Annotated in this window: 23 protein-coding genes; 18 read left to right on the top strand and 5 right to left on the bottom strand. The window is 41.3% G+C overall.

The features are described 5' to 3' along the window. Positions 1-169 precede the first annotated feature (169 nt). The 3 genes from CYK47_RS10130 to CYK47_RS10120 all read left to right on the top strand — a co-directional run bounded on the left by CYK47_RS10130 (position 170) and on the right by CYK47_RS10120 (position 4,503). Positions 170-1,867: a purple acid phosphatase family protein gene (locus CYK47_RS10130; RefSeq protein ID WP_122901395.1), complete on the top strand. Its 1,698-nt coding sequence runs from the start codon at positions 170-172 to the stop codon at positions 1,865-1,867. A gap of 79 nt (positions 1,868-1,946) precedes the next feature. After that, on the top strand, positions 1,947-2,858 hold the full coding sequence (locus CYK47_RS10125) for a bestrophin family protein (protein ID WP_122901393.1): 912 nt from the start codon (positions 1,947-1,949) through the stop codon (positions 2,856-2,858). Between the two features lie 274 nt (positions 2,859-3,132). After that, positions 3,133-4,503 carry an amino acid permease gene (locus CYK47_RS10120; RefSeq protein WP_122901391.1) on the top strand — a complete coding sequence of 457 codons (1,371 nt, stop codon included), beginning with the start codon at positions 3,133-3,135 and terminating at the stop codon, positions 4,501-4,503. 32 nt (positions 4,504-4,535) lie between these two features. On the opposite strand, the gene CYK47_RS10115 is transcribed toward CYK47_RS10120, so the two are convergent. Beyond that, the gene (locus CYK47_RS10115) at positions 4,536-5,459 is read right to left on the bottom strand and encodes a LysR family transcriptional regulator (RefSeq protein ID WP_122901389.1); all 924 of its coding nucleotides are present in this window, start codon (positions 5,457-5,459) and stop codon (positions 4,536-4,538) included. Between the two features lie 103 nt (positions 5,460-5,562). Here CYK47_RS10115 and aptA point away from each other — a divergent pair, with 103 nt between their 5' ends. From aptA to CYK47_RS10085, 6 genes are all read left to right on the top strand, one after another. Then, a complete protein-coding gene (aptA, locus tag CYK47_RS10110) occupies positions 5,563-6,918 on the top strand; it encodes an omega-aminotransferase AptA (protein ID WP_502697059.1) in 1,356 nt (451 codons plus the stop codon). A gap of 10 nt (positions 6,919-6,928) precedes the next feature. Further along, positions 6,929-8,458 carry a CoA-acylating methylmalonate-semialdehyde dehydrogenase gene (locus tag CYK47_RS10105; RefSeq protein WP_122901385.1) on the top strand — a complete coding sequence of 510 codons (1,530 nt, stop codon included), beginning with the start codon at positions 6,929-6,931 and terminating at the stop codon, positions 8,456-8,458. A gap of 102 nt (positions 8,459-8,560) precedes the next feature. After that, on the top strand, positions 8,561-9,955 hold the full coding sequence (locus tag CYK47_RS10100) for an amino acid permease (RefSeq protein WP_122901383.1): 1,395 nt from the start codon (positions 8,561-8,563) through the stop codon (positions 9,953-9,955). A 152-nt stretch (positions 9,956-10,107) separates the two neighbouring features. Continuing rightward, positions 10,108-10,371, top strand: coding sequence for a hypothetical protein (locus CYK47_RS10095; protein ID WP_122901382.1), 264 nt, complete (start codon positions 10,108-10,110; stop codon positions 10,369-10,371). Next, positions 10,361-10,651: a hypothetical protein gene (locus tag CYK47_RS10090; protein ID WP_122901380.1), complete on the top strand. Its 291-nt coding sequence runs from the start codon at positions 10,361-10,363 to the stop codon at positions 10,649-10,651. The genes CYK47_RS10095 and CYK47_RS10090 overlap by 11 nt, the downstream gene beginning before the upstream one ends. A gap of 2 nt (positions 10,652-10,653) precedes the next feature. Further along, positions 10,654-12,267, top strand: a complete 1,614-nt coding sequence (locus CYK47_RS10085; RefSeq protein WP_122901378.1) for a PepSY-associated TM helix domain-containing protein — start codon at positions 10,654-10,656, stop codon at positions 12,265-12,267. A gap of 726 nt (positions 12,268-12,993) precedes the next feature. On the opposite strand, the gene CYK47_RS10080 is transcribed toward CYK47_RS10085, so the two are convergent. Beyond that, positions 12,994-14,148, bottom strand: coding sequence for a hypothetical protein (locus CYK47_RS10080; RefSeq protein ID WP_122901376.1), 1,155 nt, complete (start codon positions 14,146-14,148; stop codon positions 12,994-12,996). Between the two features lie 765 nt (positions 14,149-14,913). Here CYK47_RS10080 and CYK47_RS10070 point away from each other — a divergent pair. The 6 genes from CYK47_RS10070 (at position 14,914) to CYK47_RS10045 (ending at position 21,434) form a co-directional block, all read left to right on the top strand. Next, on the top strand, positions 14,914-15,681 hold the full coding sequence (locus CYK47_RS10070) for an SDR family oxidoreductase (RefSeq protein ID WP_122901372.1): 768 nt from the start codon (positions 14,914-14,916) through the stop codon (positions 15,679-15,681). Positions 15,682-15,704: 23 nt separating this feature from the next. Then, on the top strand, positions 15,705-16,934 hold the full coding sequence (locus CYK47_RS10065) for an isochorismate synthase (protein ID WP_122901370.1): 1,230 nt from the start codon (positions 15,705-15,707) through the stop codon (positions 16,932-16,934). A gap of 1 nt (position 16,935) precedes the next feature. Then, the gene (locus CYK47_RS10060) at positions 16,936-18,570 is read left to right on the top strand and encodes a (2,3-dihydroxybenzoyl)adenylate synthase (protein WP_122901368.1); all 1,635 of its coding nucleotides are present in this window, start codon (positions 16,936-16,938) and stop codon (positions 18,568-18,570) included. Between the two features lie 16 nt (positions 18,571-18,586). Continuing rightward, on the top strand, positions 18,587-19,447 hold the full coding sequence (locus CYK47_RS10055) for an isochorismatase (protein WP_122901366.1): 861 nt from the start codon (positions 18,587-18,589) through the stop codon (positions 19,445-19,447). Between the two features lie 576 nt (positions 19,448-20,023). After that, a complete protein-coding gene (locus tag CYK47_RS10050; RefSeq protein WP_122901364.1) occupies positions 20,024-20,263 on the top strand; it encodes a VF530 family protein in 240 nt (79 codons plus the stop codon). Positions 20,264-20,732: 469 nt separating this feature from the next. Beyond that, positions 20,733-21,434 carry a cupin domain-containing protein gene (locus CYK47_RS10045; protein ID WP_122901363.1) on the top strand — a complete coding sequence of 234 codons (702 nt, stop codon included), beginning with the start codon at positions 20,733-20,735 and terminating at the stop codon, positions 21,432-21,434. Between the two features lie 36 nt (positions 21,435-21,470). Here the strand turns inward: CYK47_RS10045 and uraH are convergent, their stop codons facing one another. Further along, positions 21,471-21,869: a hydroxyisourate hydrolase gene (gene uraH, locus CYK47_RS10040; protein WP_122901361.1), complete on the bottom strand. Its 399-nt coding sequence runs from the start codon at positions 21,867-21,869 to the stop codon at positions 21,471-21,473. Positions 21,870-21,902: 33 nt separating this feature from the next. Beyond that, positions 21,903-22,388 (bottom strand): GlcG/HbpS family heme-binding protein, encoded by a 486-nt coding sequence (locus CYK47_RS10035; RefSeq protein ID WP_252150271.1) that lies wholly within the window; start codon positions 22,386-22,388, stop codon positions 21,903-21,905. Positions 22,389-22,513: 125 nt separating this feature from the next. On the opposite strand from CYK47_RS10035, the gene CYK47_RS10030 reads away from it, so the two are divergent. The 3 genes from CYK47_RS10030 to CYK47_RS10020 all read left to right on the top strand — a co-directional run bounded on the left by CYK47_RS10030 (position 22,514) and on the right by CYK47_RS10020 (position 25,405). Further along, positions 22,514-23,185: a heavy metal response regulator transcription factor gene (locus CYK47_RS10030; protein ID WP_122901357.1), complete on the top strand. Its 672-nt coding sequence runs from the start codon at positions 22,514-22,516 to the stop codon at positions 23,183-23,185. Further along, a complete protein-coding gene (locus tag CYK47_RS10025; RefSeq protein ID WP_122901355.1) occupies positions 23,182-24,564 on the top strand; it encodes a heavy metal sensor histidine kinase in 1,383 nt (460 codons plus the stop codon). Before CYK47_RS10030 ends, CYK47_RS10025 begins: the two co-directional genes overlap by 4 nt. Positions 24,565-24,706: 142 nt before the next feature. Then, the gene (locus CYK47_RS10020) at positions 24,707-25,405 is read left to right on the top strand and encodes a DUF1826 domain-containing protein (RefSeq protein ID WP_122901445.1); all 699 of its coding nucleotides are present in this window, start codon (positions 24,707-24,709) and stop codon (positions 25,403-25,405) included. Between the two features lie 208 nt (positions 25,406-25,613). Here CYK47_RS10020 and CYK47_RS10010 read toward each other — a convergent pair. Further along, positions 25,614-26,033 (bottom strand): transposase (locus CYK47_RS10010; protein ID WP_164709180.1); only part of this gene is annotated, 420 nt, incomplete at its 5' end.

The raw sequence follows: 26,033 nt of genomic DNA, 5'->3' as shown, positions 1-26,033 counted from the left end.
CACAGGTTTAATAAGTATAAATATATAATTAAAGATTGTGTAATGATTGCAATATGCATTGTAAAACCATGTTTTTATAGCGGCTTCACCAAATTGTCATGACCTTGTCATCTGTTATACATCAGGGCGCTTTACTGTGGCGCGCATTGAGTATAAGGATGAAGTTTACATGCGGTTCCCCCAAAAAATGATGTATACCAGCGTCATGTGCGCCATGATGACGACTTTGGTTGGGTGTAATGACGATGACAATACTGTAGCAGTGGTTGAGCCACCACAACAACTTGCACCTACAACCCACTACCGTGTTTATCCTTACTTACAAAATCCAACTGAGGATGCCATCACGATTATGTGGTTGAGTGAAGATGATCAAGCGGTCACAGTATCTGTGGATGGCGTTGGCGAGTTTAAAAGCCAGCCTATGATGGCGAAAGATTTAAATTATAGTCCTGCAGAAGTGGCGTATATCCATGGCGAAAAAAACTTTGGGAAAATCTTTGCTGATTTAGAACAGGATCAAGCACCGACGTTACCTTATCAACATCGCATACGGGTTACAGGTTTACAGGCAGATACCCAATATACGTATCGGGTAGGTAGTGATCAAGCCGAGCCTTTTGTAGCACAGTTTAAGACGGCACCTCTGCCACAGAGCAGAAGTGCTATCAACTTTGTGGTAATGGCAGATATGGAAACTGAACCAGAATCCACTCAAAAAACCGTAGCATGGGCTGCCAATGCGACTGCACTCGGTGGCTGGAAACTTGCCAGTGACCCAAGCACCTATCAACGTCAATATTTAGTCGATCAGACGCAAGGTTATCAACAAACCTTAAAATACGCCGCAAGTTTAGCGCCACGTTTATGGTTAATTGCAGGTGACTTGGTTGAAAAAGGCGGTCGTCAGTTGGATTGGGATGAATTCTGGCGCCATGCCGCAGGAGGGTGGGGACAATTGGCCTCATCAACGCCAATTTTGCCTGTATTAGGAAATCATGAAAACTATTGGCATCCTTCTGAGGGTGGCTATAGTGCGGCTGCAGCACGCCGTGCCTATGATAAATGGCAAAGCTATTTTGAGTTGCCAGACAATGGTGCGAGTGATCCGCGTCATCAAGAGCGTTATTATCGGGTGGACTATGGTCCTGTGAGCTTTATTCATCTGGATTCATCCAATGGTGATGATAGCGATCCAGCTAAAGATACCAATTTAAGTCTTAATGGACATGAAGCACAAGTTCCTGATTTTAATGTGGGCTCAGAACAATGGCGCTGGGCAGAACGCCAATTGGCTGATGCTCGTAGCAAAGGGCAAATCATTTTTGTGCAATGGCACCATATGGCCTACGGCACAGGTGTGCATAGTCTAATTTCAGGTACAGCGGGGATTGCCAATAACCAAGACAGTCAATCTGGTTTAGCGATGCGAGTTTATCATGAGCTGATGCGTCAGTATGGCGTGACTGCAGTTTTCTCTGGACATAATGAGTTGCTCGAAACCGTCACTTTAGATGGTGTGCATTATTGGGATGTGGGGATTGCAGGTGATGGTCTCCGTGGGCCGGGCTATGTCCCAACCACTGATTATGTACCTTTTGACTTATTGCCTGAACAAGCCCAAGCCACGCATTGGAGTGCGCATGGTGATGCCAACGAAGTTTGGCAGGGTTCCCGTCTCGTAGCAGGGGGTAAACACTATGGCTTTTTACATGTCAAAGTGGAGCCAAGCACAGCAGGACAATATCGCGTGATATTTGAGCCACGTTATTCCTTACCTGTAAGTAATGCAAAAGGTCAAGCGACAGGCGAATTTAGTCAAGAAATTTATGATCATGTCATTCAAGTTAATGTAGCAGCCAAATAGCGTATTGGTTATGATCAATGCTTGAATATTTTTCTGAAAATCCATAAGGTGGGGGGATGTTGATTATCTCTCCCACTTTATGATTGTTCGCGATAAAAATAGTAGCTTCACCTTATTGTTTGCTTGGTATGGCACCATTTTGCCTAAAGTATTGGGTGCTTTGGTTTGCGTATTATTGATCTCAGCCCTACTGGTTTATTTAACCACACACAGTATAGTGAGTTTGCCAGAAGTCCCTGCCATAGGTTTTACCATTTTTGGGGTGATTTTATCGATTTTCCTGAGCTTTCGAAATAATGCCTGTTATGAGCGTTGGTGGGAAGGGCGTAAGTTATGGGGGGCCCTAATTGCCAATTCTAGACACTTAAGTCGTGACAGTCATGTACTTGAGCCGCAACACCGCCGTGTCTTAATGTATCGAGTGATGTTATTTAGCCACTTATTACGTGATCGCTTGCGTCCTAATGCACAGGATTTTACCGCTTATCGTGCGCATGTAGCTCTAAATCATGCAGAGTTTGATGCTTTAAGCGGGCATATCAATGCCCCACAATATATCTTAGAAAAAATTCAGCAAGATTTAGTCAAACAACTTCAAGCAGGTAACATCAGCGATATTGTCTATCAAGGTCTGACACAACATATCATTGAGCTCAGTAATATCCATGCAGGTTGTGATCGTATTGCCAGTACCCCTTTACCATTTGCTTATTCTGTTTTGTTGCATCGCGCAGTCTATGTTTTTTGTTTGATTTTGCCGTTTAGTTTAAGTAATAGCTTGGGGCTTTGGACACCTTTTTTAGTGGGGGTAATCGCGTATTTAGTGCTGGGTTTAGATGCCTTAAGTAATGAATTAGAAGAACCCTTTGGTCTGCAAGACAACGACTTAGCACTTGACTCGATTGTGCGCTTAATCGAACGTGAAATGCGCAGTTCTTTGGGTGATGCTGTACCGACTGCAATTTCTACAACACGAGTCAATCTAACCTAAAATTCTGTCTAAAAAATAGCCTAAGCATGAGTATAATTTAATTGAGCAGATTTCTATTCAATATCAGAAATCATGCCTTTATGATAGAAACGCCTATAAAGCACACATATTTAAAGGCTTTAAACCATCTCATTGGAATTTAATATGAGATAGAAAAATCGCATAATGATAGAATCAAGCTGATTTAGAGTCTGCTCTAAATACGGCCAATCAGGGAAATGTCATACATTTCCCTTTTTGTTGAATCAATAGTTAAGCGCAAAAGGAATAGGGGATGCAGCAACAAGACATCACACCGAAACTTAAAGAAGGACTCAGTAATCGTCATATTATGATGATTAGTTTAGGCGGCGTCATTGGTGCAGGACTGTTTGTGGGGTCTTCAGCTGCGATTGCCAAAGCTGGCCCTGCAGTGGTGATTTCCTATTTAATCACCAGCGTGATGGTATTTCTGGTGATGCGAATGCTCGGTGAAATGGCGGTGATACAGCCAGATACTGGCTCATTTGCGACTTATGCCCGTAAAGCAATTGGCCATTGGGCAGGTTTTACCATTGGTTGGTTATACTGGTGGTTTTGGGTGTTGGTGATTCCGATTGAAGCGATTGCCGGTGCGCATATTTTGCATGCGTGGTTTCCGCTATTGCCCAGTTGGCTGTATGCACTGTTGTTTGTGGTCGGTTTAAGTTTTGCCAATTTATTTAGTATTAAAAACTTTGGTGAATTTGAATTTTGGTTTTCGCTGATTAAAGTCATTGCCATTGTTAGTTTTATTGTGATTGGAAGTTTAGCAGTCTTTGGACTGTGGCCCTTAGCGCCTGAGGTCAGTGGCATCAGTCATTTATTTAGTCATGGCGGCTTTATGCCAAACGGTTTTGGCAGTGTACTAGGCGCCGTGTTGATTACTGCATTTTCATTTTTTGGGGTGGAAATTTTATCGATTGCGGCAGCGGAGTCGGAAAAACCACAAGAAAAAATTCGTAAAGCTACTAATTTAGTGCTGTATCGCACCATTTTATTTTTTGTGGTGTCGATTTTTTTAGCGGTTTGCTTAGTCGATTGGCGGGCAGCAGGCTTACAACAGTTTGGTACTTTCCAATATGTACTGATGAGCCTGAATGTTCCAGCGACAAAACTCATTATTGATACCGTGGTGTTTGTTGCTGTGGCTAGTTGTATGAACGCAGCCTTATATACATCATCACGCATGCTATTTTCTTTAGGCGCACGCCACGATGCACCAAGAATTGTTACAAGCGTGAATGCGCAAGGTGTACCGCGTGTGGCGGTCATTGCCTCAACCATTGTGGGCATGTTGTGCTGCTTGGCCAATTATCTGTTCCCTGATCAGATTTTTAGCTTCCTGCTTTCTACCACGGGCGCCATCGCTTTATTGGTATATTTAGTGATTGCCATTTCCCAGCTGCGCTTGCGTCACAGTTTAGATGCCAAAGGACAAACACCTGATTTTAAAATGTGGTTTTTTCCTTGGCTCACTTGGTTGGTGATTGGCATTATTGTCATGGTATTGGGTTATATGTTGTTTTCACCACTGTATCGTCACGAAACACTGATGTCTTTTGGTGTGACCTTGTTGGTGGTGATCTGTGGTGTCTATGTCACGCGTCATCGTAAACCTGAATAGATATAGGCAAAAGGCAACTCAGGTTGCCTTTTTTATGCGGCTTGATAACGTTGCTGCGCCTGTTGTAAATATTTAAAAAACTGCGCCACGATTAAATTTTCAGGGTTGGCTTTACGACTGATCATACAAATTTCGGTGGTATAGTGCATTTTTTGTGGCAATACTTGCTTGATTAATCCATCATCTAGCCATTTTTTGGCATAATGATCGGGTAAAAATCCTAGGAATTTTCCACTTAAAATTAAAAAGGCAATGCCTTCGCGATCGGTTGCGGTGGCGGTACAGTTTAAATGTTGATGTAAACGAATGGCGCTATCTGGCATCGCATAATTGGGGCGTACAGCAGGCCAACGACCTAAATCGTTTAAATTAATATCTTGTTCTATGGCGAGAGGATGCTGTTTGGCACAGTATAAAGAAGAATCCTCAGCATAGAGTGGGGTATAGTCCAAACCCGCAAGTGGTGTGACCAAAGGGACAGCGCCTAAATGTAGACGTTGATCTAGTACCTTACATTCAATATCAGACAAGGTACTCATACTTAAATTTAGACACACGTCAGGGTTTTCTTCGGTGAGTTGCGCGAGACTTTCGGTAATTAAATCATGATGCATCGTGACCAAATTGTTAATCAAACCCAAATGTAGCTCACCTTTTAACTGATTATGGATTTGATTGATTTTACTTCTAAAGCGTTCAATTGATGTCGACAGTTCCTCAAAATAGCCTAAGACCTCTTGACCTTGTTCTGTTAAAGCAAAACCTGCACGACCTCGCTGACATAAACGTAAGCCGAGTCGATTTTCTAAATCGGTCATATGTAAACTAATCGCCGAACGACTAATCCCCAATACACTTTCTGCTGCGGTAAAGCTGCGACATTCAGCAACGGTCTTAAAAATCTTCAGCAGTTTTAAATCAAAATCCGTGATTTGCTGTAATTTACTATTTTTCATATTAGGTAAACTTTTTTATATCTAAACGTGAGTGAATCTAAATTTATCTATTGCTTCAAGCCCTCTACACTCAAGTGATAAATTCAACAATAAGTAGATGGATATGAACGATATTAATAATTTAAACAATCTCAATTACCAAGCACATTGGATGCCATTTTCTTCTAATCGTCAATTTCAGCGTGATCCACGCTTAATTGTGAGTGCACAAGGTCATTATTTACATGACCAAGACGGCCGCCAAGTCTATGATTCCTTATCTGGCTTATGGACCTGTGGTTTAGGTCACTGTGTACCTGAAATCCAACAAGCCGTGGCGCAACAACTGTCGAAGCTTGACTATGCGCCGGCATTCCAATTTGCTCATCCTTGGTCCTTTAAGTTAGCAGAAAAAATCATAGAAAAAATGCCTGCGGGTCTAGAACACGTATTTTTTACTAATTCAGGCTCAGAATCGGCAGATACATCTCTCAAAATGGCGCGAGCTTACTGGCGTGCCAAAGGTTTACCAAGTAAAACCAAGCTGATTGGCCGTGCGCGTGGTTACCACGGCGTCAATGTGGGTGGCACCAGTGTAGGGGGGATTGGCGGCAACCGTAAAGCCTTTGGGCAAATGTTAGATGCCGACCATATTCCGCATACTTTACAGCCGCATCTGCAATTTCATAAAGGCTGTGCTGAAACAGGCGGGATTGAATTGGCCAATGAAATGCTCAAACTAATTGAGCTGCATGATGCATCCAATATTGCCGCGTTAATTGTAGAACCTGTAGCAGGCTCAGCAGGCTGTATTGCACCACCTATAGGCTATTTAAAACGTTTACGTGAAATTTGTGATCAACATAATATCTTACTTATTTTTGATGAAGTGATTACAGGTTTTGGCCGTTTAGGCGCGTGGACAGGCGCAGAATACTTTGGCGTTACCCCAGACATCTTAAATTTTGCCAAGCAAATTACCAATGGCGCGATTCCATTGGGCGGTGTGGTGGTAAGCCCTGAGATTTATCAAACCTTTATGCAACAAGATTTAGCAGAACATATGGTGGAATTTGGTCACGGTTATACCTATTCGGCACATCCTGTGGCTTGTGCTGCAGGCTTAGCGACGCTACAAGTCTTAGAAGAGCAGCAAGCGATTGAAAGTGCAGCAGCACTCGCGCCTGAATTTGAACGCTTAATCCATAGCTTAAAAGGTGCTCCGCATGTTGTTGATATTCGTAACTGTGGCTTAATTGGCACTTTACAGTTGGCACCACGTCATGGTGATGGCGCGATTCGTCCGTTTGAAGCAGGTTTAAAATTATGGCAAGCAGGCTTCTATGTGCGTTTTGGCACAGAAACCTTGCAATTTGGACCCATGTTTAATGCCAAAGCCCAAGATTTAGATCGCTTGGTCAATGCGGTAGGTGACACTTTATATCAACTTGAAACAACAAAAACAGCGTGTACAGCTTAAGGAATATCACATGAATTTTAATGAAAAATTTAATCAACAAGACACAGGTGTTGTGGGGCATTTTATTGGTGGCCAAGTATTACAACAGGCGGAGCGCACGCAAAATATCTATGACCCAGCCACAGGTGCAGTGACCAAACAAGTGGCATTGGCAGATAGTAAAACCGTTGAACACGCGATTGCTGTGGCACAGGCCGCTTTTCCTGAATGGCGTGATACCCCAGTGATTAAACGTGCGCGGGTGATGTTTAAGTTCAAAGAGCTTTTGGAACAACATAGTGCAGAGATTTGCGCCTTAATTGGGCAAGAGCATGGCAAAATCTTGCATGATGCTGCAGGTGAGTTGCAACGTGGGATTGAAAATGTCGAATATGCGTGTGGTGCGCCAGAATTCTTAAAAGGTGAATTTAGTAAAAATGTAGGGCCTGATATCGACTCATGGAGTGAATTTCAGCCGCTTGGTGTCGTGGCAGGTATCACCCCATTTAACTTTCCTGCAATGGTGCCGCTATGGATGTTCCCAATGGCGATTGTCTGCGGTAACACCTTTATTTTAAAACCTTCTGAAAAAGATCCATCGGCAAGCTTATTTTTAGCCGAATTACTGAAACAAGCAGGCTTGCCAGATGGTGTATTCAATGTGGTCAATGGCGATAAAGAAGCCGTAGATACCTTATTACATGATCGTCGCATTCAAGCGGTGAGTTTTGTCGGTTCAACCCCGATTGCAGAATATATCTATGCGACCGCAACCTCGACAGGCAAGCGTTGCCAAGCTTTAGGCGGCGCGAAAAATCATGCGATTATTTTACCTGATGCCGATGTCGACAATGTCGTCAGCTCACTCCTTGGTGCTGCATTTGGTTCATCTGGCGAACGTTGTATGGCTTTGTCTGTTGCCGTTGCTGTAGGGGATGAAATTGCCGATGTGGTAATTGAAAAATTACAGGCTGAAATTCAAAAACTCAAATATGGCCATTATGCCGATACGACCAATGATTTTGGCCCTGTGATTAGTGCTGCGCATAAAGCGAAGGTAGAAGGCTATATCAGTAGTGCCGAAGCACAAGGTGCTAAAATTGTGGTGGATGGTCGTGGTGCTGCACCACAAGGTTTTGAACATGGCTTCTTCGTTGGGCCAACATTAATTGATCAAGTCACACCTGACATGCAAAGTTACCAAGAAGAAATTTTTGGGCCAGTTTTGCAAATTGTACGTGTTGCTACGATGCAAGAAGCGATGCAATTGATTAATGAACATGAATACGGCAACGGCACCTGTATTTATACCCGAGATGGTGAAGCAGCACGTTATTTTAGTAATCATATTCAAGTGGGGATGGTCGGAATCAACGTCCCATTACCCGTACCTGTGGCTTATCACAGCTTTGGGGGATGGAAACGTTCACTGTTTGGTGACTTGTATGCCTATGGACCAGATGGTGTACGTTTCTATACACGACGTAAAACCATTACTCAGCGTTGGCCATCTGCGCATGTGCGTGAAGCCAAACAATTTTCAATGCCAACACTGAACTAAAAAGCGGTGTATTCACGGGAAATGTAAAGTACATTTCCCTTATTTTTTAGCTCAGAGAATTTCTCATGTCAGAATAAAAAAACATTACAAGGAAGACCGTATATGCAACCTCAAACTAAACTTCCTGAAGGACTGAGTAATCGTCATATTATGATGATTAGTATTGGCGGCGTCATAGGCGCTGGCTTGTTTATTGGATCCTCAGCTGCGATTGCCAAAGCTGGTCCAGCGGTGGTGATCTCTTATATTTTAACCAGCATACTGGTTTTTTTAGTCATGCGTATGCTCGGTGAAATGGCTGTGATGCAGCCAGACACGGGTTCATTTTCGACTTATGCACGTAAAGCCATTGGCCCTTGGGCAGGATTTAGCATTGGATGGCTCTATTGGTGGTTTTGGGTGTTGGTGATTCCTATTGAAGCGATTGCTGGGGCAGCAATTTTAAGTTCATGGTTTCCAATGGTACCCGCATGGCTGTTTGCTTTTGGCTTTGTTGTATTGCTTAGTTTAGCCAACTTCTTTAGTGTCAAAAATTTTGGTGAATTTGAATTTTGGTTTGCCTTGATTAAAGTGGTGGCCATTATTGGTTTTATTGCAGTCGCACTCATGGCTGTATTCGGGTTTTGGCCCTTAGCACCAGAGGTGAGTGGGGTGGCTAATTTAGTCCAAAATTCAGGCTTTATGCCAAATGGTATCGGCAGCGTATTAGGTGCGGTGCTCATTACGGCGTTTTCATTCTTTGGGGTAGAGATTTTATCCATTGCCGCCGCTGAAGCGAAAAATCCACAGGAGAAAATCCAAAAAGCCACCAATTTAGTCCTGTATCGCATTATTTTATTCTTTGTGGTCTCTATTTTCTTGGCAGTGTCTTTAGTTGATTGGCGTTCACCTTTATTACAACAATACGGTACATTCCAATATGTATTAATGACGCTTAATGTGCCAGGGACTAAACTCATTATTGATACTGTCGTGTTTATTGCGGTAGCAAGCTGTATGAATGCGGCATTATTTACCTCATCGCGTATGCTGTTTTCTTTAGGAACACGCGGTGATGCACCTAAAATGATGACTAAGTTAACCCAAGATGGTGTGCCACGCATTGCAGTATTGGCCTCAACTTTGATTGGTCTGATTGCCTGTTTAGCTAACTATATGTTCCCTGGGCAAGTGTTTGGCTTTTTGTTGTCAACGACAGGCGCGATTGCCTTATTGGTTTATCTCGTCATTGCGATTTCACAGCTACGTTTACGTCGTTATTACATCCAAAATCATATTGAAGTTCCCTTTAAAATGTGGTTATTTCCGTGGTTGACTTGGTTTGTGATAGCAGTGATTTTAAGTGTGCTCGGTTATATGTTCTTTTCACCTGAATATAGCTATGAAACCATGTTATCGCTCGGTATTACTTCAATTGTGGTGATTTTGGGCATTATTGTGACACGGCGTCGCCAAGAACGTTATATTCCATTAAAAAATGCGCTGAAACAGCCCTAAACCCCTACAAAGCACAAGCCTCCTCATATGGAGGCTTTTTTATGGACTTTTTATATATGAGTGAAACAAATATAAATTAGTTATCCTTTTTATTTGATAATAATAATCATTTAAGTAATGATTCAATAATCAGGAGCAAAAGAGAGCCTAGGATGCATACATTTGCCTGTGTGGTCACTTTAATGAGTGCAGTGGTGCTGTATTTAACCCATAGAAATCAAATGTTACTTCATCAATCCTTGAGTAGATCTTGGCGTTGGTTAAGCGGAAGCACCCTGATCTTAGGTGCAGGTTTATTATGGCTGAGTTTACCGAAAATGGTTGCCATATTGACATGGCTGATTTTTGTGATCTTGGTATGGAGTTTTATACCTTTTTTAGGCTTAATAAAAAAGCGAGCACAGCATGAGCAGTAAAGTAAAAGTACCGATTCAACCCGATTGGTGGATGAAAAGTATTTTGGGTGCCATTTTAAGCTTAATCTTAGCGGTGGGTTTAGGAAACCTGATCATTGTGTTGTTTAAATCAGTCATTGCACAAGATATTTTGGTGCAAATTGGCATGTGGAGCATCGCTATTTTCTGGCTACCTTTATTTTTCATGTGCTTTTATTTTGTCAAAGGCTGGCATATGTTAGTGATCATGAGTAGCACAGCAATAGTGGTATATAGTTTTATGTTGTGGTTGCGAGGTTAAACATGAAAGTTCGCAGTGACATCATGAAACTGTCCAAAACCATGCATACTTGGGTAGGAATTACATCAGGGATTTTACTGTTTATTTGCTTTTTTGCGGGTGGTTTAAGCATGTTTCAACATGACTTAAGCCGTTGGGGTACACCACAGCAGCAAGTCTTAACTAAGATAGAATCTAGTCAATATAATCAGCTCATTCAGCAAGTGCAAAGCCAACACCCAGCGACGCAAAAAGCTTTTACACTCAATATTTCCTCAAAAGAGTTTCATCATGCACCCATCACTTGGACAGAGCGCCAATCTCGAGATGAGGGTTTTAATACCACGCAAATGGCTTATTTGGCGAGCTTAGATGAACAAGGTCATGTACAGGTTACACAGGAGAATGTCTCTAAATTAGGTTGGCTCATTGAGCAACTTCATGAAACCGCAGGCATTCCAGGTATGGCAGGGCATCATACTTTGGGGGTCTATGTCATGGGCGTGGTGGCAGCACTTTACTTTTTAGCCTTAATGTCGGGTTTGATTATTTTATTACCAACATTAATTAAAGATTATTTTACGATTCGTCCGGGTAAAAATAAAAAGCGGTTTTGGTTAGATACTCATAATGTTATTGGCATTAGCAGTTTGCCATTTCATCTCATGATCAGTATAACGGTGGTGGTCTTTGCGTTTCATGACTATTTCTATGACTCTATTCGTCATCTTGCTATGAAAGGTGATCCACCTTTTACTCGACCAGCAGCACAAATCATCGAGATTCAGCAAGATCATATTGATGTACAAAAAATATTGGCCAAAGTACAACAAGTGGCACCTGAATATGAAGTGCAATATATTCAATTTAATGGGCTGGATGATCCACAAAAAGCCAATGCGCGTATCGCCCTGTATAGTGGTGAGCAGTTGCTGCGGGGCGCGAACTATGACTTTATGAGCATGAATCCTTATAACGTAGATATTTATAATCATCAGGGTATTCATACGCAAACCCCAAATGCCAATACCTTTGTACATACGCTATTTAGTCTACATTTTGGTAGTTATGGCGGCTATAGTGTCCGTTGGATCTATCTTATTTTAGGATTGGGTGGTGCATTCTTATTTTATTCGGGCAATTTGTTATGGGTAGAAACCCGCGCACGTAAACAAAAACGTTTACAAGATCCCCTTCCTACACAGCGTAAAGATGTGGTCTTTATGGCTAATTTAACGATTGGCAGTTGTTTAGGTTGTATTTTGGCCTTGTCGAGCAGTATGGTACTAGGACGCTTTGCCCATCTTGCTCTTGATGTCACCAGCATGAATCATCTGTATATGTATAGCTATTACGCCTTTTTTGTGGCAGCAGTGCTGTACAGCTTTGCTACTGGTTATAAACATGCTTTAGGTCATTTACTGTGTGCTATTGGGATCAGTTTATTATTAATTCCTATGTCGTCACTGTGTGCTTATATCTTTCCAAAAAGTGGGCTATGGTATGACCCTCATAGTTTAGCGGTTGATGTGGTGGCTTTTATTCTGTCATTGGTCTTTTTTAAATTCTACCAAAATGCAATCAAACGTGGCAGAAATGCTGAAGTAGGTTCACTTTGGTCATTTAAAAAAGCTTAAACTTTAAAGTAGCGTATATCATAAGAATGATATGCGCTTTTAAATGCCTAAAAATAAATTATATTTCAGTTAAATACCAAACTTATCAACATGAGATAAGCACATAAAAAAGATCTTTTCAGGTCTTTTTTATGTGCTTATAGATGCGGATCTCAAAGTTGATAGCCCTACCTATTGCAGCAATTGAATCACCAGAGGCATCTTGTGCAAACCAAATGGCATTGATTCGACTAAATATTCCTCAGGCGTATGACCTTTTACAATATTGTATTGCAAAAAGCCTAGCGATCGCGCGTGCTTAGATTATATTCTCACGTCCAACAAGACTCGGGATTACCGTAATCATGGCGCTAATATCAACAGCAGTTAACACATCATGCCACGCAGCAAGGACATAAATCACCTGTAATAAGGGCTGATCTAAATGACTGTTTAACGCTCAAGCAAGGAAACCCAAACCACAAAGACTACGCGCCCATAAAATTAAACGCTAATGTTGATAACGGTGTGCTAAAACTTCACCACATAATAATCCGACAAACATGGCAATCCCTTCACAGGCAACTGCGATTGCCACCGCCAATGAACCCACTGTGATGGTATAGACCTGTTAAGGAGTGGCAACGATCAACAGAGCAATACTTACAAGCGATAAGGTGCGTATGAAAGACACACGACGAAAATGTTGATTGGTTTTTAATAAACTAAAATCAGTGAATCAATTTTTCATGTCTGTGTTTCAGTGCTTTGCCCATCGATAGGGTTGAGTTGAGCAGCAACACAATGCAGACATACTTGCTCAGGTTTTTCTATACTTTGCTTTAATAATGTATTGAAATATTCGGCATAGTTTTTTAAATCAATTTCACGATGATGTAGGGGATGAGCACGTAGCTCAAGGCAAAGATGATCTGCTTGCTGAGAAAGTACAAACTCAATATCTTTGCTGTCATGATTTAGTATGTGGTGATGAACGGATAGATTAAAGGCTGGTATTGGTAACAGAATATGTTGTATTTGATTTTTGAGTTTCTGTGCGCATACTAAGCAACATATATCTGTTGGTAGAGCTATAGCATGAACCGTGGACTCACTGACATGCTTAGGTCTTGTGCCTAAATATACGATTGAGTGAGTAGGTTGCATGCATATGTATATGCAATGTAATGACAATGTAATAACTAAACACGCTAAACTTAGCTTATCATGCCCGACTAAGCGCTTAAGATCATGCAATATGTGTGGTGAGAATTTAAAGACATAACAGACTTTATCGAGTACAGGTTTAAGTGTGAGGCGATCGGTCATGGGGGGGGATATAGGAGGCGTAAGTTTTGCGGGACATTCAGAAAGTACAATCAAAGAATAATGTGGCAAAGGAACTGGGTGCTTAAACTGTTGGTAAAGATTTAAAATAGTTTGGGTTAAGCCAAAAAAATGATCTTGATTCACGCTGACATGATGATAGCGCTGATACCAAAAAATCTGATGATGGCAAACAAACAAAACTTGCCGATATAGACAGCGATGTGGTTGAAGCGAAACTGCCATTTCGAGGTCGGCCTCCATCCAATTTTTGACACGCTCAAGCGCATGGTTAGGGTTTAAATGACAAAAATCAAAAACTTCAACCGTGATATTATTTTGTCTCAAGCGTACATCAGATGGCTGTGCTGATTCGTGGGAAACGCTCAAATTTTCTTGATGTAAAGCAAGCTCAATGGCTTGTTTAAATTTGCCTATATTTAAACGTTGAGGCAGTGCTAAACACATGGATCGCGTATGTGCATGTTGAGCTGTGGCAGTATGCAGTTGAGTGCAAAACATTGACCCTGCTGTTGGGGCAAAATGGGCAATATCTGCTAATAATTTTTGATTCATGATCTGCTCCTTAATCGAAATAGATTTGATAGACAAACAGACTAAAGACGATATTGCGCGGTGCTTGGATGAAAGGTACAAGATTGCTCGATATCTTGTGGTTAAGCGTGATACACAACGTGGATTTCTGATCAATATGCTGTTTTAAACTATTCATAGATAAAGTGCCTTGTAATGAAGAATAACAGTGATATTCAGTTGCTGAATCAATGATTTAACTAAAGCTATACACCAATTAAACACAGCGTAAGTGCCATAAAAATATTGATAGATGATGAGGGAGAGATTTAAAACCTTGTATTGCCCATCGAGATCGAACGTGAGTGAATAAATATCTAGAGAGTCGTGTGCTAACTTTGGTTGGAGCTTGTCAGTGCTTATCTGTTGTTGAAAATGAGTCGCGTTTTGACCTTGTATATCTGACCAGCACGGGTTGCTTGTGCGGTCAGGTTTTTTAACTGGGGAAATTTGAACGTGCTCTAAAGCAAGATTTTGCATAAGTATTCGCTGTGAGAATCAACACAAACATGTCTTAAGTTATAATAATGAGTATCAATAGTAAATGAAAACGATTATCATTATAATCAATTAAAAAAGCATGAATTTTCACGTATGTTTTAAAATCAACAACTTAAATTAAAAATCTGCTTGCAATTTGCGCAAATTAAGTGGTCTACAGGGAAAGGTAGAAAAATATCGACTTGATAATAATGATTATTGTTTGCATTATTGCTCGCGACGCGACTGCGTATGGAGACATCATTCATGAAAACGATATTGATTACAGGCGCCGCTCAGGGAATGGGGGCAGCCATTGCATTACAACTCTTGCAACAAGGACATATGGTGATTGGCTTAGATTGCCAAGATCAACCTGAAAATTGGGAAATTGAACAACAGTTAACGCCTGTATTGCGTAGCCGCTGGCTGGGGATTACGCAAGACATCCGTGATTATGCTACCACTCAACAATTGGTCGCAGAATTGTTACTGCAATACGATGTTGATGCTTTGGTCAATGCCGCGGGTATTCTGAGGATGACGCGTTTATTAGAAGCAAGCACCGAAGATTGGCAAGACTCTTTTGCAGTCAATGTTTTAGCACCGATTCATTTAAGCCAACAATGTGCTACTTTTTTCTGTGAGAAAAAGCAAGGCAATATTGTCACGATTAGCTCCAATAGTGCGCGTATGCCACGTTTAGATTTAGGTTTATACGCGACAACCAAAGCTGCTTTAAGCCATTTTTGTCGTAATTTGGCCCTTGAAGTTGCGCCATTTGGTGTGCGTGTCAATGTGATTTCACCGGGTTCGACCGTAACCGCTATGCAAAAACAATTATGGAGCACGAGTGAAGCACCCAGCTCAATCTTAACGGGTGATTTATCGCAATTTAGAACAGGTATTCCTCTAGGAAAAATGGCACAAGCCGATGATATTGCACATGCAGTGTGCTTCTTTTTATCCGAACAAGCCGCGCAAATTACCATGCAAGAATTGGTGATCGATGGCGGTGCCACTTTAGGCGTTTAATCCATTCAACAAGGAATGATGAAATGAGTATTTTAACGGGCATTGCTGCGGATTTAAGCAATAGCTGCCAACAGACTGCGTGGGCACATGAGGTGTTAAATTGTGATCAAAGCCCTGGTTTTTTATTTGCGACCCCAGATTATATTGTTAAAGGTCAACATAAATTATCTGACATTCAAGTGCCAGCTCAATCAAAACTCAACGAGTGGCTAAGTGAGGCCAAAGCTGCGCTCAACCAAGCTGTGCAGGCAGGTCATCAGCATGCTGTGTTAATGGGCGGTATTCCATTTGCATCAAGTGAAGATGTAAATCTAATGTTGCTCAGTGATGTGCAGATCTATGAAAAATTGCTTTATCCCACACAGCAAAAAATACAGGATTTGACTTTACAAAACGTCAGTTTTATTCCAGAAGGCCTTGATTACCAGACCCAAGTCCAATTCTTGGTCGAACAGATGCAAGCTGGTCATTTAAATAAAGCAGTATTGGCACGTATTTTAGAACTTGAATTTCAGCAAAATATTGATATTTCAACTTTATTTCAAAATTTAAGTCGAGCAAATCCAGAAGGTTATAGCTATGCGGTCGCGAATAATCCTGCACAATCGGGTTGGTTTGTGGGAGCAAGTCCTGAGCTGTTAGTGGCTAAGCAAAGACGTCAAGTATGGAGTAAACCGGTTGCAGGCACCTTAGCGCGTGATATTGATCCGGTTCAAGATCAAAAAAATGCACAGCAGTTATTAAATTCAGCCAAAGATCAACATGAACATGCGGTTGTGATTGAAATGATTGCAGATCAATTGGCGCCATTTTGTTCACGTCTAAATGTGCCTAAACAGCCATCATTAATTCGTACCCAACGACTATGGCATTTGGCCACCCATATTCAAGGTGAGCTGAAATCTGAGGATACGCATGTTTTAGATTTAGTCGAACGTTTACACCCAACACCTGCGATTTGTGGACAACCTACGCAGGTCGCTAAAGATTTAATTTTGCGCTTAGAGCCATTCAATCGTGAATTGTTTGCTGGCACGATGGGTTGGGCGGATCGTGAGGGCAATGGGGAATGGTCTGTGACTGTGCGCTGCGCCCGAATTTATCAAAACATTGCCCGTTTATTTGCAGGTGCTGGCATTGTAGCGGCATCTGAGCCACACGCAGAACATGCCGAAACCGCAGCAAAATTCCGTACGGTTTTAGATGGTTTTTCTTTAGAATCTGCTGATATTCAGCACATGCAGGAGCAGTAAAATGTTAGGTTGTGTTGCATATCCAGAAGAATTTGCGGAAAAATATCGTGCACTGGGGTATTGGAAAGGTCAGAATTTAAGTGAGTTTTTAACTGCTTCGGCACAGCAATATCCGACTAATTTAGCAGTGATTGATCAGCAATATACGCTGAATTACCAAGACTTTGAAACATGGGTGAATCGTACTGCAAGTGCTTTAGCACCTTATCTGCAAGCAGGTGATAAAGCCGTATTACAACTGCCCAATCGAGCTGAATTTTATGTACTTTTTTTTGCCCTTATTCGCTTAGGGGTTGTACCTATTATGGCTTTGAGTGCGCATCGTTATAACGAAATTCAAAGTTTTGTTGCTCAAACGCAGGCAAACGCTTACTTTGCAACGGACTTTGGTGCACAAAGGTTTGATTATCGCCAACTGGCAGAGCAGGTCAAACATAGACATTCCTGTTTAGAGCAAGTGTTTATTTTAGGTGAAGCACAAGCACATCATGACCTTGCTGCTTTAATGCAAAATACAACGGTAAATGCACAATGTTTTGCCGCAAGCCCAGCAAGTGAAGTGGTGTTTTTACAGCTTTCGGGGGGCAGTACAGGTACGCCAAAACTGATACCGCGCACCCATGATGATTATCTATATAGCGTACGTGAGAGTGCCCATATTTGTAGACTCGATTCTCGCTCACGTTTATTAATGGTATTACCAGCAGCACATAATTTCTCAATGAGTTCAGCAGGGGCATTGGGAATCTTTTATGCAGGCGGGGCAGTGGTTTTAGGGCAAGACCCAAGTCCTGAGGCTGCATTTGCTTTAATCAAACAACATCAGGTCACGGATGCGTGTCTCGTTCCCGCTTTGGTCCGCCCTTGGATGGATTACGCTGCTCAACAACAAGAGCCTATTTTAAGCCAACTACGTTGTTTACAAGTCGGTGGTGCGCGTTTGCCCAATGCAGTTGCAGCACGACTCATCCATGAGTTTGATGTCAAATTACAACAAGTTTTTGGGATGGCAGAAGGCTTAGTTAATTACACCCGTTTTGATATGACAGCAGAACAAATCATCTCAACGCAAGGCACTAAAATTTCTGAGCATGATGAGATTTTAGTGCTCGATGAACAAGATCAGCCTGTAGCCGAGGGAGAAGTCGGACATTTACTCACCCGTGGACCTTATACGATTCGTGGTTATTACCAAGCTCCAGAACATAACCAAACTGCCTTTACCCCAGATGGTTTTTACCGCACTGGTGATTTGGTGCGTCTTCGTGAAGATGGTTGCATTGTGGTCGAAGGGCGTGCCAAAGAGCAAATTAATCGTGGTGGGGAAAAAATTGCTACGGAAGAAGTAGAACAAATTTTAGTGACTCATCCTCAAGTACGTCTTGTCGCTTTGGTGGCTATGCCTGATGACATGTTAGGTGAGAAAAGCTGTGCCTTTGTGGCTTGGCAGTGCGATGAACATGATGCCAATGTGACACGTCGAGCCATGCAACTACGCCAATATTTAAAAGATTATGGTCTGGCTGCCTACAAAATTCCTGATCGTATTGAATTTATAGATCATTTCCCATACACGGCGTTTGGCAAAATTGATAAAAAATCACTGCGTAAACAATTAGATATAACACCTGCTTAAACTGAGAGATAAGGTCATGAGTATTCCAAAAATTGCTGGCTATGCAATGCCACAAGCGACAGATTTTTATGTAAATAAGACCAAATGGCAGGTCGATACCCAGCGTTCTGTATTGTTGGTGCACGATATGCAACAATATTTTTTAGAGTTTTATGATTTAACAGCTCAACCGATTCCTGAGTTAATTCAAAACACGCAAGCTTTAATTGCAGCTGCACGCGCACAGGGTATTCCTGTAGTTTATACAGCACAGCCCGGTGATCAGACCCCAGAACATCGTCAATTACTGACCGATTTTTGGGGGACGGGTTTAAAAGCAGATCCCAATATCACCAAAATTCACGATGCTGTCATGCCTGTAGCGGATGATATTGTCCTTACAAAATGGCGTTATAGCGCATTTAAGTTTTCCGATCTTGAACAGCGAATGCAGGACTGGGGGCGTGATCAACTGGTGATTTGTGGGGTATATGCACATATTGGCTGTTTAATGAGTGCGGCTGAAGCCTTTATGCTTAATATCCAACCGTTTTTGGTGGGAGACGCTTTAGCCGATTTTAGTTTAGATGAACATCATATGGCTCTTAAATATGCCAGTACGCGCTGCGCACAAGTGGAAGCAACACAGCGTATTACAATGGCATGGCAAGCGACAAGCCGCTTAGATGCCAAGCACATTATACAAACAGTAGGTGCAGCGTTAGAACTTTCAGTAGAGGACATTCAACTCGATGATGACTTGTTTATGCTAGGGCTAGATTCTGTGCGCCTCATGACTTTAGTCGGACAATGGCAAAATCAAGGTAAAACAGTGAGTTTTGAAGAATTGGCTGAAGAACCAACGCTTGCGGCATGGCTTGAAAAGATCGCGGCTTAAAGTTATCTTGCTTAAGACCCCAAGCTTTATGCTTGGGGTTTTTTCGTATCTCTGCAGTTCATTCATCAGATCGATTTAAATAGCTGATCAATCTTTAACACAATGATCATCATAGTTTTTTAAATATTTTTAGTTTGGCACAGACCTGACACATTTATATTCCAAGGCTGATATAACAACCGATTTGAGTGATCAGCGTAGTTAATAGGCAAATCAAAAAAAATTCTAGCTTAGATATCATTGTTAATAGTATTTAATTTCAAATAAAATTGATTATTATTTATATTAACTAGAGGATCAAGGAATTTTATTGCAATAACAGTTCTAAGCTTGCATCGAGCAAGCTATATAGCTTGGTGTGCAGTATGTTATATAGACCTATTAATATTACCAGTAACTGAATATATCTATTGTGGGCTTACAATCAAATTTCGTATAATATAGATTATGTTAAATAATGGGTGTCTGAAAAGATGCTATGTTCTTGCATGAGTTTAGACCTTTAAATTCTACCCCCTCTTATTTTTAACTCGCTCAGGTTATAATCATGGTCTCCGTAAATACAGTTGATCAGTTATGAACGCCTCCAATGACCCTTTACACGGCAAAAAGCTTGCTGATATTTTGGATGAACTATTGGATTATTATGGTGGCTTTGAAGGTTTAAGCCGTAAAATTGAAATTAGATGTTTTTGTATAGATCCGAGTGTTAAATCATCATTACGATTTTTACGTACCACGCCATGGGCACGTGAAAAAGTAGAGAGCTTATATTTGTATGTATTACGCCAAAAAGCCACGCAGAAATCTGAGTGATTAAAACTCCAGTCGTAACTTAACTTAAGCATTGATATCAAAGCCTAAATCAGATGTATTCAATAGTTAGTCATTTTATAGACATCAGTTAATTAGTAACAGCCTGCCATCATGCGTATAGAGAGATTGAGTCTATTGTGAGAATTTGTCTGAGTCTAAAAATCTTGATGAGGTAAATTAAACTTACTAATTAAATCCCTTATCAGAGCATTAAATTAAGTAATTGATTTTTAACAAATAAAATTTGTTTTGTTGAACTTTAAGCGCATTCACAAATTCTTATAGCAATACAGGGCATTCTAATCATGCCCTGCTTATTCTTTTTACTCTGACTGTTTTCGTATTTTTTTGATAAGACAAATATTAAGCAACAGCATCACACCAAACACACCTTCACAAATATTTTAGCGCTATAGCACGGCGAAGCACGATAATATGGGATCAATACGTAGGACTTACTCTAAATCATATGCTTATTCATGCTGACTTCTTAAAATCCGTAATCATCACGCCACAAAACTATCGCTGGGTGCAATCACCAAATGGTGAGGTGAGACGGATGATGTTGGATCGTGTGGGTGATGAAAAGGCGCGTGCCACCAGTATTGTTGAATTTCCGCAACATTCTGAATTTCCAGAGCATTCACATCCGTTGGGGGAAGAAGTTTTGGTATTAGCAGGTGTATTTAGTGAAAATTCTGATCAACATTATCCTGCAGGCTGGTATATGCGTAACCCACATCAGTCAAAACATCGCGTCTCAAGTGAAGTAGGTTGTCAAATTTTCGTGAAGTTGATGCAAATGACTGAAGACGAACTACAGCCAACACGGATCAATACCCATGATCCTAAAAATTGGAGACTCGAAGATGGTCGTGAGCTGTGCCCTTTATTTCAATCTCCATTTGAACACACCTATTTAGAAAAATTAGAGGCGCATCAATCGTGTAAGTTAAGTCTGCAACAGGGTTTAGAAATTTTGGTGCTTACAGGTGCGCTGAGTTCTGGTAAACAGGTTTATCCCGCAGGCTCTTGGTTGCGTTTGCCGCAAGACAGTGATTTACAACTCAAGGCCACCGAGACTGGTGCAAACATTTATGTCAAAAGTGGGCACTTACAACATGCGATGCAGGTTTGGTCGCAGAAAGAAAATGCTGTATTAAAACAATGACCGTATCTTGCATACGGCCATTGTTAAAACTCAATGTTAGTTGCCACGATAGGTTGAATAACCGTAAGGGCTGAGTAATAGTGGAATATGATAGTGTTTTACTGAACCATCCACTTGAAAAATGACAGGAACTTCAGGGAAGAAGGTCTTTTGGTTATTTGCTTTAAACCACTCCCCTGTTTTAAAGGTCACTTTATAGACCGCAGTATCAAATGATTTATTTTCGGGAAACAGCGCAGTAATGCGGCCTTGTGCATTGGTTGTCGCTTGTGAAATTTGCACCCATTTGCCATTTTGTTGCTGCTCTAATGTGACCTTTACATCAGGTGATGGCAAGCCATTTTCAAGGTTAAGTACATGCACACTTAATGGATTTTGCGCCCATAGCACACTTGAAAATAATGCACCGCTTGCTGCCAAAATAATTTTTTTCATGTTGAATTTCCTATTGAACGATAATGATTACAATTAAAGTTGCTTTAACAATGATTCAATGCCTTTTTGTGCACATTGATGATCTTGTACGGAACCACCCGCACCTGCCACTCCGACGGCTCCAATCAATTGACCTTGATAAAACACAGGAACACCACCACCGAGCAGTAATAACTCCGGCAAACTATTTAAATTCTGTGCGTCAGGGTTCTTTTGTGCATTGCGCATAAAATCTAAAGTCGGGGTTTTGCTTGAATAAGCAGTAAATGCTTTACGTTCTGCTGCAATTAAATTATGAATACCCACAGCTTCATACCGTTGGCTGCTTAACACATGACCACCTTGATCCATCACCACAACTGCAGCGGGTTTTGCATCTTGGGCACACTGTTGCATCACTTTTTGATTGAGCTGCTGGGCAACTTCAAGTGACATGACATACTGCTGCGGCATTTTGGCATGCGACACACTTCCCATTAACGATGACAGGAGGATGCAACCCGTTGATATTCTTTTCAAGTTCATGATCTTTTCAATATGCTGAAAACTTGCAGTCATACTAAAATGAAAAAATTCCCTGATGCATGACAATTAGATTACGGATTTGTCATCTATCGCGTTTTAAAAGGCAGTAAACTAGGCAAATGCATATTTTAATTATTGAAGACGAAGTCAAAATTTCTGAATACTTGGCCAAAGGCTTACAAGAATCTGGTTATCAGACCACGGTATGTCATGATGGGCGAACTGCGCTGACACGACTTGAGCAGACCAATTATGATCTTGTATTGTTAGACGTCATGTTACCTGAATTTGATGGCTGGCAAATTTTAAAAACACTCAGAACCATGAGCCAAGTCCCCGTACTGATGCTCACAGCACGTGATCATGTGCTTGATCGCGTCAAAGGCTTAGAGCTTGGTGCAGATGACTATCTGATTAAGCCCTTTTCGTATATTGAATTACTGGCGCGGATAAAACGTTTATTGCAGCGTCATCCGCGTGTTGCACAAGAATATTATCAAGTGGCGAATCTGAAACTGGATCGGCTGCAACACCAAGTATGGCGTGAGCAGGAGCTGATTGATTTAACCCAAAAAGAATTTTTCTTGTTGCAATTTTTGATGGAACATCAAGGCCAAGTCCTGACCCGTTCGCAAATTGCCTCTCAAGTGTGGAATATTAATTTTAGTACCGATACTAATGTGGTGGATGTCGCGATTCGTCGTTTAAGGAGCAAGGTAGACGATCATTTTGCCCCTAAACTGATCCATACCGTGCGTGGTTTGGGCTATAAACTTGCTGAGCAACCATGAAGCGTTCTGTTCAATTGCCTATGAGTGCCTTATTGGCACTTTCATTTGGTTTGATTTGCTGTGTGGTGTTTAGCAGCATTGCTTGGGTGTCTGATCAAAATATGCAGCGCATCATTCAAACCCAACAAGATCAAGCTTTAACATCACGTCTTGAACGTATTGAGATCTTTTTACAAGATCAGAACAGCTTGAATTTATTGATTCAGCATCCCAAGCTGTATGAAAATATGTTGGGGCAGCAAGATAATTTATTGATCTTATATAAGAATCAACAGCCCATAATTACCATTAACCCCTTGAAGATTGATCTGCCGTCACTGCATGTGACCAATCATCTACAATTTCAGAATGATCAGACAGACACACCAAGCACGCGACTGGCTTTTAAACGACTGAAGATCAACGCACATCATTATACTTTAATTGCCGGTAAACAGTTGGCTGAAGGACAACAGATTCTAGCCAGCTATCGGCAAAAATTACTGATGTATAGTGTAGTGGATATTCTGCTCTCCACCTTGATGGCATGGCTTGCAGGACGCTATATCTTAAAGTCGATGCGTCAATTGATACAGGCATCCGCGGAAATTCATTTAAATCATCATGACTCACGCTTCTCCACGCAGTCAATCAGCCAAGAAGTGAATAAACTGACTCACTCTATGAATCGTATGTTAGATCGTTTAGACATGAGCTATCAGCAGTTGGCGCGCTTCTCAGAAGATATTGCCCATGAATTACGCACACCGCTGAATAATCTGATCGGACAAACCCAAATTGTGTTGTCCCATAGCAGAACACAAGACGATCTAGAAAATTTGCTGTATTCACATTTAGAGGAATATGAACGTCTGCATCAGATGATTGAGAGTATGTTGCTGATCGCCCGTTTGGAGCATGGCGAATATCAAAAAGAATTAACGCCAATCGCATTACCAAGCATGCTGAATGATTTAGTAGATTACTTTAGTTTCTTAGCGGAAGATAAACAGATTCAAATGCAAGTATTGATGCCGCCAGACGTGGTAGTGCTCGGACATGCTGTTTTGGTTGAACGCGCATTAGCAAATTTAATCAGCAATGCTATTGATCATGGAGTCCCTCAAAGCCAAGTCAAAATTCAGGTTGACGTAGACACTTTAAACACGCGTGTGTCGGTCTTTACGCCGCATGTGCAGATTGAAGCGAGACACCTTGCACATTTATTTGAGCGTTTTTATCAAGTAGAAAATAGCCGTCATGCTTCGGGGCGTACAGGTGGATTAGGCTTGGCGATTGTTAAATCGATCATGCAGATTCATCAAGGCAAAGTACAGGTCGAAAATTTGCATGATGGGGTGGTTTTTCGTTTGATATTTCCACATGCTGTAAAATCTTGAGTTTAATACTTTGCAAAAGTATGCATGTGATTCAACAGTTATAAGTGATCTGCCATGCGCTTGAATGTTGCACGGTTTGGCTACCTTGTTGTTGTCATAGCGCGTATGATTCACGGCTTGTAGTTTTTAAATGTATACGATGATGTCTAGCGATCTTTTATCTCACCCTCAAATTCGACTGGTCGATAGCTTTGAAGATTTGGTTAATACCCCATTCCAAGGACTCAATAACGCCTTGTGTTGGAAGCGAGATTTAGCAGGTGATTTTAAAGAAATTGTCGATCAACTCGAGTTAGAGGATGATATTACCGAAGTATCTATTGAAGACTTACAGGCACTTGAGCTGAGCGCGCAAGGTCAAATCGCACGAGACATCATTATTCAGGATATGCAATTACTGAGTGCACAGGGTGCTTTGCCCAGTTTAAATTTGCTTAAATGTTATGCGCGTGATGACGACTTTGATTTTATTGCCACCGATGTGTATTCCTATCATGTCGATCGTTCGCCTGTGGCAACGGATACCTTTTTATGTACCTATTTTGGTGTAGCCAGTGATTTAATTGCTAATGATCAAGTTGAGCAAAAAATCTTAATTCCTGAGATTCGTGAAAAATTAAAAGCATTGTATGATGGGCCGGAAAGTGGTTTTGAGGCCTTTTTAGCAGAGTATTTCTTTGATCTGCATTATCAAGCTCAACCTGACGCACAGCCTATTAACTTAGGGGTTGGGCAACTATGGCGGCTTGCTGTAGATCATCCCACTCAGCAGGTTTTACCCTGTGTACACCGTGCACCGCTTGAAAACGCCGGTGAATATCGACTTTTGTTGATTTGTTAGCGTTGAAATGCTCCCAACACTTTCGACTAGTTCCTTGTAGAACTCGTTTCTCAGGTATTCTAAAGGCAAAATCTCTTAGGTGACTTCCTCACAGATTTCGCTTGCTTTCTGCTTCGCAGAGCGACCTTTACTGCACCTTCCCTCCACAGACAATCAGCCTTTAATTTACACCTACATTTAGTATTTATTACTAGACTTCTTTCATAAGTTATTTTTTACTCAGCTCCAAATTGTAGATGCCCGCAATCAAATTAAATCTTAATCCGAGTCTTTTTCCTCGGTTTCGATAACGCTCGGCAAGGATTTTGAAGCTTTTCAAACGGCCAAATACATGCTCAATCCCAATTCTTCTTTTATTAATTTCTTGATTGTAAAATTTTAGCTCCAGATCTAGTTTGCAGCGCTTTTTTGCTTTTAATGGCAATAAGCTATTTGGATATACTGTATAGATCCCTTGATAACCTTTATCTGCAAGGATAAAGGCACCTGCAGGAATCTGATTCAAGTTGCGTTTGAAGAGTTCGAAATCATGTACAGCACCACGATTCGTACATAAACTCAGAACTTGCTGAGTTCTATAATGGATAATGGCCTGAACTTTGAAAGTATGTGCTTTCTTCTTGCCACT

Origin of the sequence: Acinetobacter sp. B51(2017), from assembly GCF_003711395.1 — a bacterium.
Taxonomy (GTDB): domain Bacteria; phylum Pseudomonadota; class Gammaproteobacteria; order Pseudomonadales; family Moraxellaceae; genus Acinetobacter.
Note: the sequence above shows the minus strand (reverse complement) of the source record. Positions and strands in the feature narration are given on the sequence as shown.

Coding starts and splice junctions, on each gene's coding strand:
- CYK47_RS10105 (WP_122901385.1), top strand. CDS start 6,929: ATGAATTTTAATGAAAAATTTAATCAACAAGACACAGGTGTTGTGGGG.
- CYK47_RS10115 (WP_122901389.1), bottom strand. CDS start 5,459: ATGAAAAATAGTAAATTACAGCAAATCACGGATTTTGATTTAAAACTG.
- CYK47_RS10070 (WP_122901372.1), top strand. CDS start 14,914: ATGAAAACGATATTGATTACAGGCGCCGCTCAGGGAATGGGGGCAGCC.
- CYK47_RS10045 (WP_122901363.1), top strand. CDS start 20,733: ATGCTTATTCATGCTGACTTCTTAAAATCCGTAATCATCACGCCACAA.
- CYK47_RS10065 (WP_122901370.1), top strand. CDS start 15,705: ATGAGTATTTTAACGGGCATTGCTGCGGATTTAAGCAATAGCTGCCAA.
- aptA (WP_502697059.1), top strand. CDS start 5,563: ATGAACGATATTAATAATTTAAACAATCTCAATTACCAAGCACATTGG.
- CYK47_RS10020 (WP_122901445.1), top strand. CDS start 24,707: ATGTCTAGCGATCTTTTATCTCACCCTCAAATTCGACTGGTCGATAGC.
- CYK47_RS10130 (WP_122901395.1), top strand. CDS start 170: ATGCGGTTCCCCCAAAAAATGATGTATACCAGCGTCATGTGCGCCATG.
- CYK47_RS10095 (WP_122901382.1), top strand. CDS start 10,108: ATGCATACATTTGCCTGTGTGGTCACTTTAATGAGTGCAGTGGTGCTG.
- CYK47_RS10120 (WP_122901391.1), top strand. CDS start 3,133: ATGCAGCAACAAGACATCACACCGAAACTTAAAGAAGGACTCAGTAAT.
- CYK47_RS10100 (WP_122901383.1), top strand. CDS start 8,561: ATGCAACCTCAAACTAAACTTCCTGAAGGACTGAGTAATCGTCATATT.
- uraH (WP_122901361.1), bottom strand. CDS start 21,869: ATGAAAAAAATTATTTTGGCAGCAAGCGGTGCATTATTTTCAAGTGTG.
- CYK47_RS10030 (WP_122901357.1), top strand. CDS start 22,514: ATGCATATTTTAATTATTGAAGACGAAGTCAAAATTTCTGAATACTTG.
- CYK47_RS10050 (WP_122901364.1), top strand. CDS start 20,024: ATGAACGCCTCCAATGACCCTTTACACGGCAAAAAGCTTGCTGATATT.
- CYK47_RS10025 (WP_122901355.1), top strand. CDS start 23,182: ATGAAGCGTTCTGTTCAATTGCCTATGAGTGCCTTATTGGCACTTTCA.
- CYK47_RS10055 (WP_122901366.1), top strand. CDS start 18,587: ATGAGTATTCCAAAAATTGCTGGCTATGCAATGCCACAAGCGACAGAT.
- CYK47_RS10060 (WP_122901368.1), top strand. CDS start 16,936: ATGTTAGGTTGTGTTGCATATCCAGAAGAATTTGCGGAAAAATATCGT.
- CYK47_RS10090 (WP_122901380.1), top strand. CDS start 10,361: ATGAGCAGTAAAGTAAAAGTACCGATTCAACCCGATTGGTGGATGAAA.
- CYK47_RS10080 (WP_122901376.1), bottom strand. CDS start 14,148: ATGAATCAAAAATTATTAGCAGATATTGCCCATTTTGCCCCAACAGCA.
- CYK47_RS10085 (WP_122901378.1), top strand. CDS start 10,654: ATGAAAGTTCGCAGTGACATCATGAAACTGTCCAAAACCATGCATACT.
- CYK47_RS10125 (WP_122901393.1), top strand. CDS start 1,947: ATGATTGTTCGCGATAAAAATAGTAGCTTCACCTTATTGTTTGCTTGG.